This window comes from Asticcacaulis taihuensis, from assembly GCF_900100255.1.
In the GTDB taxonomy this organism is placed as follows: Bacteria; Pseudomonadota; Alphaproteobacteria; order Caulobacterales; family Caulobacteraceae; genus Asticcacaulis; species Asticcacaulis taihuensis.
In genome coordinates, this window is sequence record NZ_FMTS01000007.1 from 56,672 (window position 1) to 74,731 (window position 18,060).

At 61.5% G+C, this 18,060-nt stretch carries 17 protein-coding genes; 11 read left to right on the top strand and 6 right to left on the bottom strand.

Annotated features, from left to right (window positions below; all coding sequences use genetic code 11):
• Positions 1-66 precede the first annotated feature (66 nt).
• From BLO49_RS15500 to BLO49_RS15510, 3 genes are all read right to left on the bottom strand, one after another.
• The gene (locus tag BLO49_RS15500; RefSeq protein WP_245679063.1) at positions 67-1,809 is read right to left on the bottom strand and encodes a carboxylesterase/lipase family protein; all 1,743 of its coding nucleotides are present in this window, start codon (positions 1,807-1,809) and stop codon (positions 67-69) included.
• Positions 1,778-2,698, bottom strand: coding sequence for an ROK family protein (locus BLO49_RS15505; protein WP_090650261.1), 921 nt, complete (start codon positions 2,696-2,698; stop codon positions 1,778-1,780). Before BLO49_RS15505 ends, BLO49_RS15500 begins: the two co-directional genes overlap by 32 nt.
• Before the next feature lie 112 nt (positions 2,699-2,810).
• Complete coding sequence (locus BLO49_RS15510) at positions 2,811-4,199, bottom strand: MFS transporter (protein ID WP_090650262.1); 1,389 nt, start codon at positions 4,197-4,199, stop codon at positions 2,811-2,813.
• A gap of 455 nt (positions 4,200-4,654) precedes the next feature.
• Between BLO49_RS15510 and pyk the strand changes: the two genes are divergently transcribed.
• From pyk to BLO49_RS15530, 4 genes are all read left to right on the top strand, one after another.
• On the top strand, positions 4,655-6,118 hold the full coding sequence (pyk, locus tag BLO49_RS15515; RefSeq protein WP_090650263.1) for a pyruvate kinase: 1,464 nt from the start codon (positions 4,655-4,657) through the stop codon (positions 6,116-6,118).
• Positions 6,119-6,124: 6 nt separating this feature from the next.
• Entirely contained in the window at positions 6,125-6,460 is a 336-nt protein-coding gene (locus BLO49_RS15520; RefSeq protein WP_090650265.1) for a hypothetical protein, read from the top strand.
• A 226-nt stretch (positions 6,461-6,686) separates the two neighbouring features.
• Positions 6,687-7,949, top strand: coding sequence for a glycosyltransferase family 87 protein (locus tag BLO49_RS15525; protein WP_090650267.1), 1,263 nt, complete (start codon positions 6,687-6,689; stop codon positions 7,947-7,949).
• The gene (locus tag BLO49_RS15530; protein WP_139159713.1) at positions 7,949-9,160 is read left to right on the top strand and encodes a glycosyltransferase family 87 protein; all 1,212 of its coding nucleotides are present in this window, start codon (positions 7,949-7,951) and stop codon (positions 9,158-9,160) included. Before BLO49_RS15525 ends, BLO49_RS15530 begins: the two co-directional genes overlap by 1 nt.
• Here the strand turns inward: BLO49_RS15530 and BLO49_RS15535 are convergent, their stop codons facing one another.
• On the bottom strand, positions 9,161-10,105 hold the full coding sequence (locus BLO49_RS15535; RefSeq protein WP_090650271.1) for a Gfo/Idh/MocA family protein: 945 nt from the start codon (positions 10,103-10,105) through the stop codon (positions 9,161-9,163).
• Between the two features lie 72 nt (positions 10,106-10,177).
• Positions 10,178-10,537 (bottom strand): L-rhamnose mutarotase, encoded by a 360-nt coding sequence (locus tag BLO49_RS15540; protein WP_090650397.1) that lies wholly within the window; start codon positions 10,535-10,537, stop codon positions 10,178-10,180.
• 151 nt (positions 10,538-10,688) lie between these two features.
• Between BLO49_RS15540 and fucP the strand changes: the two genes are divergently transcribed.
• From fucP to BLO49_RS15575, 7 genes are all read left to right on the top strand, one after another.
• A complete protein-coding gene (gene fucP / locus BLO49_RS15545; protein WP_090650272.1) occupies positions 10,689-11,966 on the top strand; it encodes an L-fucose:H+ symporter permease in 1,278 nt (425 codons plus the stop codon).
• Positions 11,966-12,793, top strand: coding sequence for an amidohydrolase family protein (locus BLO49_RS15550; protein ID WP_090650274.1), 828 nt, complete (start codon positions 11,966-11,968; stop codon positions 12,791-12,793). The genes fucP and BLO49_RS15550 overlap by 1 nt, the downstream gene beginning before the upstream one ends.
• A gap of 9 nt (positions 12,794-12,802) precedes the next feature.
• Positions 12,803-13,558, top strand: coding sequence for an IclR family transcriptional regulator (locus BLO49_RS15555; protein ID WP_090650276.1), 756 nt, complete (start codon positions 12,803-12,805; stop codon positions 13,556-13,558).
• Between the two features lie 86 nt (positions 13,559-13,644).
• On the top strand, positions 13,645-14,685 hold the full coding sequence (locus BLO49_RS15560) for an aldo/keto reductase (protein ID WP_090650277.1): 1,041 nt from the start codon (positions 13,645-13,647) through the stop codon (positions 14,683-14,685).
• A complete protein-coding gene (locus BLO49_RS15565) occupies positions 14,682-14,984 on the top strand; it encodes a UxaA family hydrolase (protein ID WP_090650279.1) in 303 nt (100 codons plus the stop codon). The genes BLO49_RS15560 and BLO49_RS15565 overlap by 4 nt, the downstream gene beginning before the upstream one ends.
• Positions 14,974-16,212, top strand: a complete 1,239-nt coding sequence (locus BLO49_RS15570; protein ID WP_090650280.1) for a UxaA family hydrolase — start codon at positions 14,974-14,976, stop codon at positions 16,210-16,212. Before BLO49_RS15565 ends, BLO49_RS15570 begins: the two co-directional genes overlap by 11 nt.
• Positions 16,213-16,320: 108 nt before the next feature.
• A complete protein-coding gene (locus tag BLO49_RS15575; protein WP_090650281.1) occupies positions 16,321-17,049 on the top strand; it encodes an SDR family oxidoreductase in 729 nt (242 codons plus the stop codon).
• A gap of 92 nt (positions 17,050-17,141) precedes the next feature.
• Here the strand turns inward: BLO49_RS15575 and BLO49_RS15580 are convergent, their stop codons facing one another.
• Entirely contained in the window at positions 17,142-17,993 is an 852-nt protein-coding gene (locus BLO49_RS15580; RefSeq protein ID WP_090650282.1) for an aldose 1-epimerase, read from the bottom strand.
• Positions 17,994-18,060: the final 67 nt, after the last annotated feature.

The window sequence follows — 18,060 nt, forward strand, 5'->3', positions numbered from 1 at the left end:
CCCCTCCGTCTCGACGCGCTGCGCTTGCTCGACACCTCCCCCCGCTTCGCAGGGGAGGATAAGAGATCAGGGCCGATCCAGCAGCGCACAGATATCCGTCCGCATACCATCGTCGGTCCGGCTGCCTTTGCGGCTAAATTCGATATAACGCCCCTTGCGGCCATAGGGCTTCCACTCATCGAGCTTCTTGCCACTGGGATTACCCGTTTTGGCAAATTGCACCCAGTAATCCATCAAAGCCGGCCAGCGGTCTTTTTTCACGCCTTCCGGACGGTCATTGAAGACGAAACTCAGTTCAGACCCATGATGGACATCGACTTTCGGGTCGGCGTCAATATCAAGCTGATAGAGCCAGGCCGGCTGGCCATTGGCGGTGACCTGCCGGGCCATCCAGTCGGCCGGACACCGCAGCATCAGGTCGGTCGATAATTGCAGCGGCACCTCTCCCAGCACCGGATCGGCTTTCGGCGTCTTATCGACATCGAGCTTGTAAAAGCGCAGGGCCTTGCCGCGATTGTCGCCAAAGCGCGTGGCGATGGCGCCATAGAGCGAGGCGCTGACATCCGCCAGCCTCAGCTCTCGCGCCGAAACCCCGATGATCAGCGGTACCTTCGCCCCCTCGCCGGCCCTGAAAACCTCCGCCGGTGATTTCGGCAGCACATGACCATCTATCGTCGCCTGGTCCCAGATAAAGCCGGCATCCTCCATCGGTGGCTCAAGCTTGTCACCCGCCTGTTGCAGTGCCAGAGCTGGCGCCCGGCGCAGATCGGCCAGGGCCCTGGCGCTATCGGCGGGATCATGGCTGAACTGCTCAGCCAACCTTATGCCGAGGGCCTCGTTCTGCGAAAGCGTCCGCGGCGCGAAGCCGAACTGCGGCGTGCCGCTTTCCTCGATCGCCTTATTGAACAAGCCGCGCGCCAGCGGCGAGGCCAGCATCAGCCCGACATCCTGCCCGCCGGCGCTGTGGCCGAAGATCGTCACATTATCCGGATCACCGCCGAAACGGGCGATATTATCGCGTACCCATTGCAGAGCCTTGATCTGGTCCATCAGGGCGTAGTTGCCCGATGCGCCACCCTGCTCGGCGGTCAGGGCTGGATGAGACAGGAAACCAAAGACGCCCAGGCGATATTGCAGGGTGACCAGCACCACATCGCGCTTGCCAAGATCCGAAGAAATGGTCCCCTCGCCCGCCCCGGCGCGGTTGGCCCCTCCATGGAAGAAGACCATGACCGGCTTTTTCGCCTCACGGCTCAGCGACGGCGTGCGGATTTCGAGATAGAGGCAGTCTTCCGAACTGGCCTGGGAGATTTTGGTCTGCCAGCCATAATCGGCCTGAAGGCATCCCGGCGCACTGGCTTTGCTGAACCGCACGCCTTGCCAGGCCGCCACGTCCTGCGGCGGGGTCCAGCGCAAGGAGCCAACGGGCGGCGCGGCAAAGGGGACGGCCTTGAAGGCGAAAGTGCCGTCGGTCCAGGCTTCGCCGCCGATCTGCCCGCCAGTGACGGGCACGATGACATCGGGCTGCGGACCAGCCGGTATCGGCGCCGGTGCTTCGATCTTTGGTACTTCGATCCTGGGCGCCACAAGGCCGCTTTCGGGCGGCGCAGAACTTATGACAGGCGGCGGTGGCACCGGCTGAACCGGTTTCGCAGAAGTTTTTCCCGGCAGGATCATGCGGTAGCGGCCATCGGGACCGCGTAACGGCTGTTGAGCAAAAGCGGGTAAGGCGGTGAGCGCCGCCAGCAGACACAGCCCCGCCAGCCCCGCCTTCACCTTAATGACCTTGCGCCCAGAGATAGGCCGCACCGCGCACGCCGGAGGAATCGCCCCATCTGGCGGGCACGAATTTGGATTCCCAACGATCGGTGAAGACCAGCGGCTCGATGCGCGACGCCAGGCGGTCGTACATTTCGGGCACATTCGACATGCCGCCGCCAAAGACAAACACGTCCGGGTCGAGAATATTGACCACGACGGCCAGGGCCTGCGCCAGGCGGCGCACCCAGCGGTCGAAACAGGCTTCGGCCTCGGCATCACCGGCGCGCATGGCGGCGATGATCTCTTCGCCTTTGAGCGAGCGGCCGGTCACGGTATGGAAATCACGCGCGAAACCGGAGCCGGAAATCCAGGTTTCCAGGCAGCCATGCAGGCCGCACCAGCATTTCGGGCCGGGATTTTCCTCAGGCAGGGGCCAGGGCAGCGGAATATGGCCCCATTCGCCGGCAAGACCGTTGGCGCCCTCGACCAGATGGCCATTCACCACCACGCCGCCGCCGCAGCCGGTGCCGATGATGACGGCGAAGACATTCGCCTCACCTGCGCCGGCGCCATCCTTGGCCTCGCTGAGGGCCAGGCAGTTGGCGTCATTGGCCAGGCGGATCGGCTGGCCCAGTACGGCTTCAAGATCGGTCTTGAAAGGCCGGCCATTGAGATAGGTGGAATTGGAATTGCGCATCAGGCCGTGACGCGGTGAGGCCGAACCGGGCGAACCAATGCCGATGGTCTTGCCCCCGAGGCCGGGTTGTTTGGCGCGGGCTTCGGATTCGACGCGGGCGATCAGATCACGCACCAGTGTCAGAGCGGCGTCATAAGTGCCGGGGTTCGGCTCCCGGTGCCGGGCCAGGAACTCACCAGAGGGCGACAGGGCCGCCGCCTCGATTTTCGTTCCGCCGAAATCAACGCCGATATGCAACATGTCTTTTGTCTCGTCCCCGTTTTTTCTTATTTTTATTTTATTTAATACAAAAAGCAAACCCCTGAAAACGCCGGGCAGGCATTTTCAGGGGCTTTATTTCCGACCTCGGTATTTAGTGGCCGACGCTCACGCCTTCTTCGATGACGTGGACATGGGCCTTCTTCGCGGCCTGCGAGAACCACAGGACGTAGAGGTAGCAGATCAGCGGCACGCCGAAGGCGAGCGAACGCGCGCCGATCGGGAAATGCGCCACAAGCTGGTCAACCGTGAAGCCGTACAGGATCGAGATGAACCCGCCGCCGCAGATGGCCATGCACATCAGGCCGGAGGTGGCCGAGGCCGGGGCCGTCGAGCGTTCGAGCGTGATGGTGAAGATGGTCGGGAACATGATCGAGTTGAACAGGCCGATCAGGATGGCCGCGCAGCCCGGAATGAAGCCGGTGGTCAGCGGCGCGTTGAAGACGCCGTTGTCACTTGGCAGGCCAATGGTGCCGCCGAGCGGGGTGGCCGGCATCGAATAGGTGGCGATGACGATCAGGCAGAGGATCGACGCGCAGGTGGCCACAAAAGCCAGCATGGACGTGGCCTTGAACTTGCGCAACAGGACCGAGCCGCCGAAACGGCCGAACATGGCAAACAGCATGAAGACCGGGCCGACGAAACCGGCGACCTGCGATGGCACGTTGAGGATCTGCTTTTGCTCCAGGAAGAAGATCATGCCGGAAATGACGCAGACCTCGGCGCCGACATAGAGGAAGATGCCGAGCGAACCGAGATTGGCCCATTTGGACTTCAGGGCCGAGAACGGCGATTCGGCGTGTTCGGCCATTTTCGGGGCATGGTGCGTGATGGTGTTGCGCACCAGGAAGACGGCCAGGGTGAAAACGGCGAAGACGACGGCGAGCAACAGGTAGACGTTGGTGACGAAGCTGAGGCCGGTATCCTTCATCGCCTGGGTGATCGTGGCGTCCGGAATGAACAGGTCACCTTTGAGCAGATATTTGGCGCCGAAGATGCCGCCCAGGAAGGCGCCCATCGAGTTGAACGCCTGCGACAGGTTGAGGCGGAAGTGCGAGCCCTTCGGATCGCCCATCGAAGCGATCAGCGGATTGGCCGCGACCTGCAACAGGGTGATGCCCGAAGCGGCGACGAACAGGCCGAGCAGGACGGTGATGAAGTTGTGCGAGAAAGCGGTCGAATAAGCGATCAGGCAGCCGGCGACGATCCCGACGAGGCCGAGCACGATCGACTTGGCGTAGCCGTTCTTGGCCAGATAGGCCGCCGAGGGAATCGACATGATGCCATAGGCGATAAAGAAGGCGAACTGGTTGAGCTGGGTTTCAAAGTCGGTGAGCGTGTAGATGACCTTCATGCTCTTGACGAGCGGGTCGATGAGGTTGGTGACGAAGGCCCAGATAAAGAAGAGACACGTGACGTAGATAACCGCCAGTAAGAGGCCACCGCCTCCCGATTTTGGCGCTGCGGATGAAGAATCGGACATATGACCTGCCTGTTGCACTGTTATGGGTGAAGTGCGCGCAAGCTGCCTTCACCGGTTAAATAAATCAAATTGCAAAAAACGTGTTTTTGCGGTGTTGGCAAATGAAAAACGTTGCGCAGTGCAGCAATTCCATCTCCAACCCGGCGTTAGAGGTATATTCAAAATAATTGTCTGACAAGTGGCCGCGCCTCGCCGGCGAGCAATCTGCCTTGTCGTAAAAGGAAAAAACGATAGCCGGGGAGAAAACAAGCCTTGCCGCCGTTTAAATATGACAATTTTTCAACAGGAAAATAAATTTAGACAGCGCTGTCACGCCTTGCGGCGCAGCATAAAATTAAACTTGACCCGGCGGGAGAATAAAGGCTTTGTCGCACGCGAAAAACGCTATTCGCGCAGTGCCCGGCAATCCGCCGAAAAGGCTTCCAGGATTGTCTTTTAAATCCGTGAGATCAGAATTGAAAATCCTTCGCCGCCGTAAAACCAAGATCGTCGCCACCCTGGGGCCTGCGAGTTCCAATGCCGAAATGCTGGCGCAGCTTTTCCAGGCCGGCGCCGATGTTTTCCGGCTCAACTTTTCGCACGGCAGCCACGAAGACCACGGCCGCAATATCGATCTGATCCGCGAACTGGAAGCCAAGTCAAAGCATCCGATCGGCATCCTGGCTGACGTCCAGGGCCCGAAGCTGCGCGTCGGCCGCTTCATGGGCGGCGCCGTGGTGCTGACCAACGGCCAGAATTTCCGTCTCGACCTCAACCCGACACCGGGTGATTCGCGCCGAGCCAACCTGCCCCACCCCGAAATCATCGCCGCTGCCCAGATCGGTTCGCACCTGCTGCTCGATGACGGCAAGCTGAAACTGCGCGTCACCCATGTGCGCGAAGATCACCTGGAAACCATCGTCGTCAATGGCGGCCGCCTGTCTGACCGCAAGGGCGTCAATGTGCCGGATGTCGTCCTGCCCATCCCCGCCCTGACGAAGAAGGACCGCGAGGACATGGCCTTTGCCCTGTCGCGTGGCGTCGAGTATATCGGCCTGTCGTTCGTGCAGCGCCCGGAAGACGTGCTTGAGGCGAAGGAAATCATCCAGGGACGCGCCTGGGTGCTCTCCAAGCTGGAAAAGCCGCAGGCCCTCGACAATCTCGATGAAATCGTGCGCCTGTCCGACGCCATCATGGTGGCGCGCGGCGATCTCGGTGTCGAACTGCCGCCGGAAGAGGTGCCGCTGGCCCAGAAGCGCATCGTCCAGGCGTCCCGCGCCGCGGGCAAGCCGGTCATCGTGGCCACGCAGATGCTGGAATCGATGATCTCGGCCCCAACCCCGACCCGCGCCGAAGCCTCCGATGTCGCCACCGCCGTGTTTGATGGCGCCGACGCCGTCATGCTGTCGGCTGAAACCGCCGCCGGCCAGTTCCCGGTCGAGGCCGTCACCATCATGGACCGCATCGTCGCCCGCGTTGAAACCGATGACGGCTGGCGTAACCTGACCGACCGCCGCCGCCCGGAACCGGAAAAGACGACCAATGGCGCTATCGCGGCGGCCGCACGCCAGGTGGCCCAGACCATCGACGCCGTGGCCATCGCCGCCATGACGAATTCCTCCAGTTCCGCCCTGCGCGTCGCCCGCGAACGCCCGACCGCCCCGATCATGGGCCTGACGCCGAATGTCGAGACTGCCCGCCGCCTGGCCCTGACCTGGGGCGTGCATCCGATCCTGACGCCGATCACGCACTCGATGACCGAGACCGTCGCCGTCGCTTCAAAGCTGGCGCGCTCCGAAGGCATTGCCGAGCCGGGCCAGGATATTGTCATCGTCGCCGGGATGCCATTCGGCAAGTCGGGCTCGACCAACTCTTTGCGCGTCGCCCGCGTCTCCCGCACCAATGCGCAGGAAGCCGAATTCGACGACAGCGAGAAGTAAGCAAGTATGGCTGACTTAGCTAAGCCTACTTGGAACGATGCAATGGAAGCCTACGCCGCTGATGCGGTTGATTATGCTCGTGACACTTACGGTAAGGTCCTGGATTTCTCACCGGAAAGCCTTGATGAATTAGAAGCTATTGCTGCCCAACTACACAAAAGCTTTCCGAAAAGTTTTCTGAGCAAGTTTTTCAAACCAAGACCTTCAGACGCCCAACTTGATAGTATGAGCAAACTTTTAGGTGGCTATCTTGGTGAGGTAATCCGTCGCAAAATGGGCGGAAGCTGGAATATAAATGAGGAGTTTCATGCTTTAGGCTTGCAGTTGGCAGAAGATGATTAGGTTTTCCCGCCGGCAAAAGTTTATAAGCGCCTAGTCAACGGTGCGGAGGATAATCTCGTCTCCTTCCATCGTGTAGTAACGGCACCAAAAGACGACGGCGGTATTTTCGATTAAACATAAGCACGGTTTCTTCCTAGTCGCACCACCTACCGTCGTGTTCACTGGGTAACGTTAAATCAAAGCTTTCCAATTAGGCTCCGGACATCAGACGTTCGGAGCCTTTTTCATGCCTGCTGCCCGCTTCCCAGATGCGCTCCGCCGCGCCGACTGGCTGAATGGCGAACGCGGGCGCGTCTACAGCCTGATGGGCCTGGTCGCCTTCCTCCTCATGGCCCTGTGGTTCTGGCTGCGCTTCGCCGTCCTTGCCCCCGGCCCGGACCCGCTGGGCGGGGACTTCACCAGCTTCTATGCCGCTTCAAAACTGGCCCTGTCCGGTCATCCGGCCGATGCCTGGAACCTCGCCGCCCATGCCCTTGCCGAAGACAGCCTTTTCCGCGGGCCGCATGACTACCTCACCTTCTTCTATCCGCCGGCCTATCTGCTGCTGTGCTGGCCGCTGGCGCTCCTGCCCTATGGCTGGGCGGCGCTTGGCTGGATGACCGGCACGGCCGCCCTGGCGCTGGGCCTGCTGCGCGCCTTCTTTCGCCGTGTGCGCCCGGAAGGCCCCATGCCGCTGGTGGCGATTCTGGCCTTCCCGGCCCTGTGGATCAATATCGGCTGCGGTCAGAATGGCGCCGTGACCCTGGCCATCCTGACCGGCGGCTTCCTGATGATGGACCGCCGCCCGATTGTGGCGGGACTGATTCTCGGCCTGATGGTCATCAAGCCGCAACTCAGCCTGGCCCTGCCGTTCGTGCTCGGCGGCGCGGCGCTGGCGGAACCGAAACGCTGGCGGACATTCTTCGCCACCGGCTTCAGTGCGCTGGCCGTGTGCGGCGTGGCCTGGCTGGCCGTGGGAACAGCGGGCTATGCGGCCTTTTTCGCCAACAGCGCCTATGCCCGCGAGGTGCTCAATCAGGGGCTTGTCGATCCCGCCCTGATGCAGAGCCTCTATGCCGGTCTGCGGATGCTGGGCGCCTCCATGACCACCGCCTATGTCGCGCAGGGGGTGCTGTCCCTTACCATGCTGGGCCTGGCCGGCTGGACCGCCTTCCGGTATCGCCCCACGGGTCTGGCGCTCGGCGCCCTGACCATTTCGGCGACCGTGCTGGCCACGCCCTTCCTGCTCGATTACGACCTGCTGGTCACCGCCCTGCCGCTCGGCTGGCTGGTGCTGACCGGCGCGAAGGATGGCTTTCGCAACTGGGAGAAGCTGTGCCTTTTGCTGGTATTTCTGTTTCCGCTCGCCGCGCGTAAACTGGCCCTGGTGGCGCACCTGCCGATGGCGCCTTTGCTCCTGCTGATCGTCTTCGCGTTTGTTATCCGGCGCATCAGGACCGCTGAAACCGTGCCGGCCGCCCTGCCGGCCGCATCCGCTTGCGCCGCCTGATGGCCAGCCGCTTACCCGCCTTTGTCAGGGATGCCGGCTGGCTGGACCGGCAGCGTGTCAGGGCCTACACCCTGATCCTGTTCGCGGCGCAGGTCATTGGCTTCGCCGTCTGGATCGGCCTGTCGCACGGCGGCCTCGATCCCACTGGCAAACCGCTCGGCACCGACTTCATGAGCTTCTACGCGGCCTCAAAACTGGCCCTGACCGGCCATGCGGCGCAAGCGTGGGATCCGTATGCCCATCAGGCGGCGCAGGATGCGATCTTCGGGCGGCAACTCGGATTCTGGGCTTTTTTTTATCCGCCGGCCTACCTGCTGGTCTGCGCACCGCTGGCGGTTCTGCCTTATGGCGTGTCACTGTGCCTGTGGCTGGCCGGCACCACCGGTGCGGCGGTGGCGCTGGCCCGGCACTGGCTGAAACAGCAGGCGACACTGGCAATCGGCCTGATCCCGTTGCTGGCCTTCCCGGCCTTGTGGATCAATATCGGCAACGGCCAGAACGCCGCCCTGACTACGGCGCTGTTTCTCGGCGGTTGCCTGTGGCTCGATCGGCGGCCGTTCGTCGCCGGGCTGATCCTCGGCCTGCTGGTCATCAAGCCGCAACTGGGCCTGACCCTGCCGTTCGTTCTGGCGGCGTCCGGACGGTGGAAGACCTTCGCCGGCGCGGCGGTGGGCGCGGCGGGCTTAAGCCTGGCGGCCTGGGGTCTGGTGGGTACGGAGGGCTATCTCAATTTCTGGCACAACAGCGAACTGGCGCGCCGCACGCTGGAAACCGGGCTGGTCTCGCCTGGCCGGATGCAGAGCCTGTTCGCCGCGCTGCGGGTATGGAACCTGCCGCTCTGGCTGGCCTATGGCGCGCAAGCTGTGCTGGCGCTGGGCGTGATCGTTTCCGCCGGTTTGATCGCCTGGCGCTGCAAGCCGGATGCCTTTGCGCTAAGCGCGCTGATGGTCTCGGCCACCCTGCTGATATCGCCCTTCATGCTCGATTACGACCTGCTGCTCAGCGCCATTCCACTCGGCTGGCTGGTCGTGAATGGCCTGAAAGGCGGCTTCCGGCCATGGGAAAAGACCCTGGCGCTGGTGGTGTTCGTCCTGCCGCTGTTCGCGCGCTCACTGGCGCTGAACCTGCATCTGCCGCCGGCACCACTGGTGCTGCTGATTCTTTATATACTGGTGGCGCGCCGGATTATCGGCACGCCTGTCACAAACTGACTACTCAATATACTCAGGCGCCGCGATGCGCTTACCGAGCAGCATGGCATCGGCCACGATACGCAGCGGCGAGAAGTCGGCGTCCGATTCCTTTTTCTGGATCAGGTTGTAGAAGTGGGCATAGAGTCCGGAATATTCGGCTTCCTTTTCCTTCATCAGGGTCTTGCCGTCGACTTCCAGCTCGGTGCCGCCCATCGAGAGGGTCAGCTTTTCACCGGCCACCGATTCGACGTAGATGCTCCAGGTCTGGATGCCGGCCTGCAGGAAGTCATATTCGGCGCGGATCGGGAAACCGGCCTCGGTCTGCATGTCCATCTCGACCTGGATCGGCGCATCGCAATTGACCGGAATATGCAGGTCGGCCTTCTTCACCATCACCGAATCCCTGAGGATGCGCGTCAGGATGGACAGCGAATTGATGCCGGGATCGAAGACGCCCATGCCGCCGGCCTCGAAAATCCATTTCTGGCCGGGGTGCCACTGGCGGACATTTTCCTTCCAGTGGATGGTGATGCTTTTGATCGGACGCTCGGACACCCACTTGCGGGTCGTTTCCACGGCCGGGGCGAAACGCGAGTGCCATGAAGCCAGCAGGGACACGCCCTTGGCGGCGGCCAGGGTTTTGATGGCTTCGGCTTCACCCAGCGTGGCGGCGGGCGGCTTTTCGAGGAAGACGTGACGGCCGGTGGCGATGACCGCCTTGGCGATTTTATGGCGGATCTGCGGCGGGGTGCAGATGGCAATCGCTTCGATTTCCGGATGCGCCTTCAGCATGGCGTCCATGTCGGGATAGGCATTGACGCCTTCCGGGCGCGCGTGCGGCGAACAGCCGGCCACCAGTTCCAGGTTTTTATTACCACGGATCGACGGGATGTGCTGATCGACGGCAATCTTGCCAAGCCCGATCAGGCCGATCTTCAAAGGTTTCTTGCCAAACAGTCCCATCGTCGCGTTTCCTTGAGTACTCTTTGCGGCGTCCTTTAGCGTGGCCGCGTTCGTTTGTAAATTGTAGTATAATTAATTCTGCTCGGCGAGCGAATAAATCCGTTCCATCGGCAGCCACTTCTCACCAGGCGCGGCGAAAGGCAGGGCTTGCTGGAAGTCCCACATCAGGGTTTCCCATGCTTGCACCTCTTCGCTTGCCGCATCGGCCGCCGCCTTGGCAACGGGGTCGAAGTCCGGACCGGGCGTCAGGATCATGAACATCCGGTTGCCGACCAGATAGATTTCCAGCGCCTCGATGCGGGCCTTTCGGATCGAGTCATTGATGGCGACCGGTACCTGGCCGGGCGCGTGCCATTGTTTATAGCGCTCGATCAGCGCCGGATCGTCTTTCAGATCGAGGGCATAGACAAGCTTTTGAGATGAGGTAGTCATCAGCGTTTCCAATTTTGTCTGAGTTTATATTGAAGTTTTATTCGGAGCGCAAACCCCTCACGAAATTTCATATTTGACGTTCCGATTCATATGTGATGTTAAATGAAGCCATAAAGGGCCCGCAAGGCTGAAAATACAGGGACATCGCTGCATGGATTCGACACCAGATACTTCAGAGACCAAATCACCCAAAGGTTTCGCGGCCATTTGGCCGATCATACTCATCACGGCCCTGTTCTTCTTCTGGGGCATGGCCAACAATCTCAACGACATCCTGATCCCGCAGTTCAAGAAGACCTTCACCCTGACCGACTTCCAGTCGGGACTCGTGCAGTCGGCCTTTTACATGGGCTATTTCCTGCTGGCCCTGCCCGCCGGCTTCTTCATGCGCAAATTCGGTTACAAGGCCGTGGTCATTACCGGCCTCTGCCTGTTCGCGCTCGGCGCTCTGCTGTTCTACCCGGCAGCCGAAATCCGCCAATACAACTGGTTCCTCGCCGCCCTGTTCGTCATCGCGTCTGGCCTGGCCTTCCTGGAAACCTCGGCCAATCCGCTAATGACCATACTGGGCGATGAAAAACACGCCGCCTTCCGGCTCAACCTGGCCCAGGCGTTCAATCCGCTGGGTTCACTGGTTGGGCTGTGGATCGGCCAGACCTTCATTCTCTCCGGCATCGAAAAGCTGGACGCGGCCGATTTCGTGCGCGAGGCCAAGGCGGTGCAGACGCCTTACCTGATCATCGGCGCCGTTATCCTGCTGTGGGCCGTTCTCGTCATTTTCACCAAATTCCCAAGGGCTGCCACCGTCAACACGCATGATGCCGACGAGGCGAAACTCACCACCGGACAAGCGCTCGGCGGCCTTTTGAAGCACAAGCATTTCCTGATGGGCGTGGTGGCGCAGTTCTTCTATGTCGGCGCTCAGGTCGGCGTCTGGAGCTATACCATCCGCTATGCCCAGTCGGAAATCGGAATCACCGACAAGGCGGCCGCCAGCTATGTCATCGCCGCCCTGATCCTTTTTGCCATCGGCCGTTTCATCGGCACCGGCCTGCTGCGTTTCGTGCCGGCTACCAAACTGCTGGGCGTCTTCGCGGTCATCAATATCGCCCTGACCGGCTATGCCGCCACAGCCGGCGGCCAGTACGGCCTCTACGCCATGGTTGGCTGCTCGCTGTTCATGTCGATCATGTTCCCAACCATTTTCGCCACCTCGGTACGCGGCCTGGGGCCACTGACCAAGACCGGCGCCTCGTTCCTGGTCATGAGCATTATCGGTGGGGCGGCGCTGACTGCCGTCATGGGCAAGGTCTCGGACATGAGCCACATCAAAACGGCCATCTTCGTGCCGCTGCTCTGTTTCGTGGTGATCGCGCTCTACGGTCTCGGCTCGAAATCGGCAAAGGTCGACATGACCAAGAGCCATTGATGACTATCGACTCCCACCAGCACCTGTGGCGGATCGGCCAAAACGGTCACGAATGGCCGACGCCGGATCTGAGCGTAATCCACCGCGATTTCGTCCCCGATGATCTGGCAACCGCCTGCGAGGGGCTGGATATCACCGGCACCGTTCTGGTGCAGTCACAACCCGCCGATGCCGACACCGACTGGATGCTGGCGGTCGCGGCCACCACGCCGCTGATCAAAGGCGTGGTCGGCTGGGCCGATCTCGCCGCGCCGGACGCCCCGCAGCGCATCGCCCGGCTGGCACAGCAACCGAAACTGAAGGGGCTGCGGCCCATGCTTCAGGGCCTGGCTCAGGAGGACTGGATCCTGCGCGACGATGTCCAGCCGGCGCTGGAAGCTATCATCGCGCACGGCCTGACCTTCGATGCGCTTGTCTATACTCGGCACCTGCCCTTTATCGGCCAACTGGCGCGCCGGTATACGGACCTGCGCATCGTCATAGACCATGGCGCTAAGCCGCCGCTCGGCGATCCGGACGGTATGAAGCGGTGGCGCGAGGAAATGGCCAAGGTCGCTCTGCACGGCACCGTCAGTTGCAAGCTCTCCGGCCTGCTGACCGAGATGGCGGACGGACAGGCTGAAGACGTTCTGACGCCTTGCGCCGAACATCTGCTGGCCGTCTTTGGGGCCGATCGCCTGATGTGGGGCTCGGACTGGCCGGTCGTGCTGCTGAAAGACAGCTACCGCCACTGGCATGACTGGACATTGCGCTGGCTGGACGGCAAACCGGAAACCGCACAGAATGCGGTTATGGGCGAAACAGCCCGCCGATTCTACAAACTGTAAGGTCATATAATGTCCGATAAAGCCACCAGCAAATACCGCGCCCCGGCGCTGGAAAAAGGTCTCGATGTCCTGGAGCTCCTGGCCACCGCCAAGTCACCTATGACCCTGTCGCAGATATCGGCGCGGCTGGACCGGTCGGTCAGCGAACTGTTCCGCATGGTGCAGGTGCTGGAAATCCGCGGCTATGTCGGGATGTCGGCCAGCGGCGAAGGATTTGAGCTCACCAACAAGCTGTTTTCGCTCGGCATTTCGCGTGGTCCCAGCCAGAACCTGCTGGCCAGTGCCCTGCCGCTGATGCAGACCTTGAGCGACCAGACCCGCCAGGCCTGTCACCTCGCCATCGCCTCGGACGACCGCATGGTGGTCATCGCCCGCATCGAGGCGCCCGGCGATGTCGGCTTTTCGGTGCGCGTCGGCTACCAGCGGCCGCTGGCCCATTCGACCTCCGGCCTGCTGATCTATGCCTTCCAGAAACCGAAGATCCGCGAGCAGTGGCGCGCCCTGCTCAAGCCAGGCCTCTCGCCGGACGAATGGGCCACCTTTGAGGCCCAGGCGGAAAAGGCCCTGGCCCAGGGCCATTTCTCCGCGCCCTCCAGCTATATCGACGGCATCACCGATATCTCCTGCCCCGTGATCAACGACGTGGGGGTTGTCGCCGCCCTGACCATGCCGTGGATTCACATCGAGGACGGCATTACCCTCGATGACGCCCTGGTGCGCCTGAAGGCTACAGCCAAAACTTTAAGCAAGACACTCGGCGGATAGCCCTTGATTCAGGGCGGCGCTATCGCTATTAATTTCACATATAAGAATAATTTCAAACTTAAACAGACCAGAGCAGACGCCGCAAATTGACGACCGCGTACCCCATTCCCCGCCGCAGGCTGGGCTCGACCTCCGTCGAGGTGACGGCGCTTGGCTTCGGCGCCGCGGCGCTCGGCAATCTCTATCGCGCCATTCCCGACGACACGGCGCAAGCCTGCCTTCAGGCCGCCCTCGACAGCGGCATCGCCTATATCGACACCGCACCGCACTATGGCCAGGGGCTTTCGGAACGCCGCGTCGGCCAAACCCTCGGAAAGTCGCTTGCCGGCCAACCCAGCCTCACCCTTTCCACCAAGGTCGGCCGTGTCCTGACGCCGGTGGCGCCCCCCCCGGCCGGCACCGAGCGCCACGGCTTCATCGATGGCGACCCCTTCGAGCCCGTCTTCGATTACAGCCATGACGGCGTCATGCGGTCTTTCGAAAGCAGCTTGAGGCGCCTGGGGCGTGAAAAAATCGATATCCTGCTGGCCCACGACCTGGGCACAGTGACGCATGGCGATGACGCCGCGGGCCACATGAAAGCCTTCCTGGATGGCGGCCTGCGCGCCATGCAGGACCTGAAGGCCCAGGGACTGGTGGGGGCGATCGGTCTCGGCGTCAATGAATGGCAGGTCTGCGAAGAAGTCCTCGTCCATGCCGATCTGGATGTTGTGCTTCTGGCCGGCCGCTATACCCTGCTGGAACAGGGCGCGCTTGATAGCTTCCTGCCGCTGTGTGAGGCAAAAGGCGTTTCGGTGATCGTCGGCGGCCCGTTCAATTCCGGCATCCTGATAGGTGGCGATCATTATGATTATGGACGCGTGCCACCGGAAATCTGCGACCGCGTCACGGAACTGAAAGCAGCCTGCGCCGCGCATGGCGTGCCGCTCGCCGCCGCCGCCCTGCAATTTCCGCTCGCCCATCCGGCTGTGGCCTGCGTCATTCCGGGCATGGCCGACGCCGCCGAGGTGGCCGGCAATGTGGCCCTGTTGGCGCAGGATATTCCATCCGCCCTGTGGGACGATCTTAAAACCGGTGGCCTGCTGCACGACCGCGCGCCCATACCGAAAACACGAGTGCTGTCATGAATACCGGCCCCTTCATCCTGCTGCATCCGGACGACAATGTGCTGGTCTGCCGCCAGCACGCCTTCCGCGGCCAGTCGATCACGCTGGACGGCGACATTGTCGTTCTCCCCGATGAGATCACAGTCGGCCACAAGATCGCCCGCCGCGACCTGAAGGCCGGTGAAAAGATCATCAAGTACGGCGCCCCCATCGGCTCGATGAAGACAGATGCCGCCCGCGGCGCCCACATTCACATGCACAATATGCAGAGCGATTATATCAAGAGTCATACGCGCGAGGTCACCGGTCATGGTCACTAGGATTGGGGACACTAATACACCGTTCCAGGCCTGGCTGCGTCCCGACGGCCGCAAGGGTATCCGCAATGTCATCTGCGTCGTCTATCTGGTCGAATGCGCCCACCATGTGGCGCGCCAGATCGTCAGCAAGTGCGACGACAGCGAAGTCCATCTGATCGGCTTCCCCGGATGCTATCCGAACGACTACGCCTACAAGATGATGGAAGCCCTGTGTACCCATCCCAATGTCGGCGGCGCAGTACTCGTGTCACTGGGTTGCGAAGGCTTCAACCGCGAGGCCCTCAAACATCACATCGAAGGCTCCGGGCGACCGGTCGAGACCTATGTCATCCAGAACGAGGGCGGCACGCTGGAAACCATCCGCAAGGGCGTCGAGGCTGTTCGCCGCATCCAGACCATCGCCAACCAGACGCCGCGCGGCGACATGAGCGTCTCCGAACTGGTCATAGGCACCATCTGCGGCGGCTCGGACGGCACCTCAGGCATCACCGCCAATCCGGCAGTCGGCCGCGCCTTCGATACCCTGGGCGCCGCCGGCGCTGCCTGCATCTTCGAGGAAACCGGCGAACTGGTCGGCTGCGAGAAGATCATGGCCTCGCGCGCCATCACGCCCGAACTCGGCGCCGAACTGGAAGCTTCAGTGCTCAAGGCCGAGAAATATTACACCATCATGGGCTATGGCTCGTTCGCGCCCGGCAATGCCGAGGGCGGCCTGACCACCCAGGAAGAGAAGTCGATGGGCGCCTATTCCAAGTCGGGCTCGGCGCCGATCTGCGGCATCATCAAGCCGGGTGACGTACCTCCCTCCGGTGGTCTTTACCTGCTGGACGTAGTGCCCGATGGCGAGCCGCGCTTCGGCTTCCCCAATATCTCCGACAATGCCGAGATCGTCGAAATGATCGCCAGCGGGGCGCATCTGACGCTCTTCACCACCGGCCGCGGTTCGGTGGTCGGTTCGGCCATTTCGCCGGTCATCAAGGTCTGCGCCAATCCGGAAACCTACCGCAAGCTGTCAGGCGACATGGACATCGATGCCGGCCGCATCATGGAAGGCCGCGCCACGCTCGATGAGGTCGGCGCCGAGATCACCGACCGGGTGCTGCGCGTGGCGGCCGGCGAGCAAACCTTGAGCGAACAGATGGGCCACCAGGAATTCATCCTGACCTACAAGACGTTCGATCCGGTTGGTCCGGCTTGCTTACCTCTTCGGGGCAAGCAAGCTTTTTAAGAGCTCAAGAGCCGCGTGGCTCGCCCAAAAGTGGGCGGCGTGCGGTCGCACTTGCCAATACTCAAAAGGATTTTTGAGTATTGGAGAATATGAATATGGAGTTTTTGAATGGGACGTTTAACCGGCAAGACCGCCTTGATTACCGCCGCCGGGCAGGGCATCGGTCGCGCCACGGCGGAACTCTTCCTGAAGGAAGGCGCCACTGTCATCGCAACCGACATCAATGCCGAGGCCCTGGCCGGGCTTGAGGGCGCCACGACGCGCGCGCTCGATGTTACCAGTGCTGATGCGGTCAAGGCCATCGCTTCCGAATTTCCCGAAGTGAACGTGCTCTATAATTGCGCCGGTGTCGTCCATGCCGGCACCATTCTCGATTGCGACGAGGATCAGTGGCAGTTCGCGCTTAATCTCAACGTGACGGCGCAGTACCGCATGATCCGCGCCATCCTGCCGAATATGCTGAAAGTTGGCGGCGGTTCGATCATCAACATGTCGTCCGTCGCCTCCTCGATCAAGGGCGTTCCCAACCGCTTCGCCTATGGCGCCACCAAGGCGGGTGTCATCGGCCTGACCAAGGCCGTGGCCGCCGATTTTGTCATGCGAGGCATCCGCTGCAACGCTATCTGCCCTGGCACGGTGGAGACGCCATCCCTGCTCCAGCGCCTGCGCGATACCGGTGATTTCGACAAAGCATATGCCGAATTCAATGCCCGCCAGGCCATGGGACGCCTGGGCCGGACGAGCGAACTGGCCAATCTGGCGCTCTACCTGGCCTCGGATGAATCGAGTTTCACCACCGGCCAGATTCATATTATCGACGGCGGCTGGATCAACTAGCAAGGGGCACAGCCCCTTGACCCGTTACTCGACAGAGCAAGCGCCCCCCGACCTCCCCTCCGTGACGCCGCCACGGGGAAAAAGAACCGCGTTTAGCCGTGGAAAGCGATATCCATCCACACCATCGCCGTTTCATCGTGTTTCAGGCATTTCAGCCCTGAATTCGGCTGGTTGAACGGATCGGGCATGTGATTGACCGGCTCTATGCAGAAATAATCACCATCCACCGGCACGAAAACATGCAGCCAGTGACAATCCGGCGAGGCGCGCATCGTGTGCGTCAGGCGGTCGCCTTCGTAGATTTCGGCACGGCCCTTGAAACCGGTATAGGCATTATCGATGGTTATCTCGTGCGCCACCGTGTCGCCGTGCGTCCAGTCCTTTTTCAGCACGCCGGCGTGCCAGTTGCGCGGCAGGGTCTCCTCGTCGGAGATCCACACGCCATCCACCGCCGCCTTCAGGCGCGAGTCCGGCTTTCGGTTGAAATAGGGATGAAAGCCCAGGCCCACAGGCATGGTCGCTTTCGACAGGTTCTTGACATTGAGGAAGGCGCGCAGCCCCTCGCTGCGCAGTTCGTAGATCAGGGTCGCTTCATATTCCCACGGCCATTCATCGGCGAAATGGTGATAGCCCAGGACGGCGCGCGATGAGGTCGCCTCGATGACCCGCCACGGCTGGCGCCAGCCCTGGCCGTGCAGCGGATGCGGGTGCCCGTCGCCGAGATTGGGGGGGAGCTGAACCTTGTGGCCCTCGAAAACAAATTTGCCGTTGCGGATGCGGTTGCAGAAAGGCACCAGTGGAAAACAGGCCGTTTGCAGGGCATCCGTCGCCCCTTCCGGCGTCGGGCGCATAACATCGACACCCTTACGGGTCAGGCGCGAAATACTGCCCGCCACATCGGGGTTTATGTCGAGAAGGGTATCGCCGGAGCTTAAGCGCAGCATTTTATCTCTTTTTTGTTTGCGCTACCGCTATCGCCGCTTGAGCGCTTATCGCTTAACTGAAAAACAA

Excerpts from the sequence above, each read along its gene's own strand:
- BLO49_RS15505 (WP_090650261.1), bottom strand. The coding sequence starts at position 2,698 with ATGTTGCATATCGGCGTTGATTTCGGCGGAACGAAAATCGAGGCGGCG.
- BLO49_RS15510 (WP_090650262.1), bottom strand. The coding sequence starts at position 4,199 with ATGTCCGATTCTTCATCCGCAGCGCCAAAATCGGGAGGCGGTGGCCTC.
- BLO49_RS15520 (WP_090650265.1), top strand. The coding sequence starts at position 6,125 with ATGGCTGACTTAGCTAAGCCTACTTGGAACGATGCAATGGAAGCCTAC.
- BLO49_RS15525 (WP_090650267.1), top strand. The coding sequence starts at position 6,687 with ATGCCTGCTGCCCGCTTCCCAGATGCGCTCCGCCGCGCCGACTGGCTG.
- BLO49_RS15530 (WP_139159713.1), top strand. The coding sequence starts at position 7,949 with ATGGCCAGCCGCTTACCCGCCTTTGTCAGGGATGCCGGCTGGCTGGAC.
- BLO49_RS15535 (WP_090650271.1), bottom strand. The coding sequence starts at position 10,105 with ATGGGACTGTTTGGCAAGAAACCTTTGAAGATCGGCCTGATCGGGCTT.
- BLO49_RS15540 (WP_090650397.1), bottom strand. The coding sequence starts at position 10,537 with ATGACTACCTCATCTCAAAAGCTTGTCTATGCCCTCGATCTGAAAGAC.
- fucP (WP_090650272.1), top strand. The coding sequence starts at position 10,689 with ATGGATTCGACACCAGATACTTCAGAGACCAAATCACCCAAAGGTTTC.
- BLO49_RS15550 (WP_090650274.1), top strand. The coding sequence starts at position 11,966 with ATGACTATCGACTCCCACCAGCACCTGTGGCGGATCGGCCAAAACGGT.
- BLO49_RS15555 (WP_090650276.1), top strand. The coding sequence starts at position 12,803 with ATGTCCGATAAAGCCACCAGCAAATACCGCGCCCCGGCGCTGGAAAAA.
- BLO49_RS15565 (WP_090650279.1), top strand. The coding sequence starts at position 14,682 with ATGAATACCGGCCCCTTCATCCTGCTGCATCCGGACGACAATGTGCTG.
- BLO49_RS15570 (WP_090650280.1), top strand. The coding sequence starts at position 14,974 with ATGGTCACTAGGATTGGGGACACTAATACACCGTTCCAGGCCTGGCTG.
- BLO49_RS15575 (WP_090650281.1), top strand. The coding sequence starts at position 16,321 with ATGGGACGTTTAACCGGCAAGACCGCCTTGATTACCGCCGCCGGGCAG.
- BLO49_RS15580 (WP_090650282.1), bottom strand. The coding sequence starts at position 17,993 with ATGCTGCGCTTAAGCTCCGGCGATACCCTTCTCGACATAAACCCCGAT.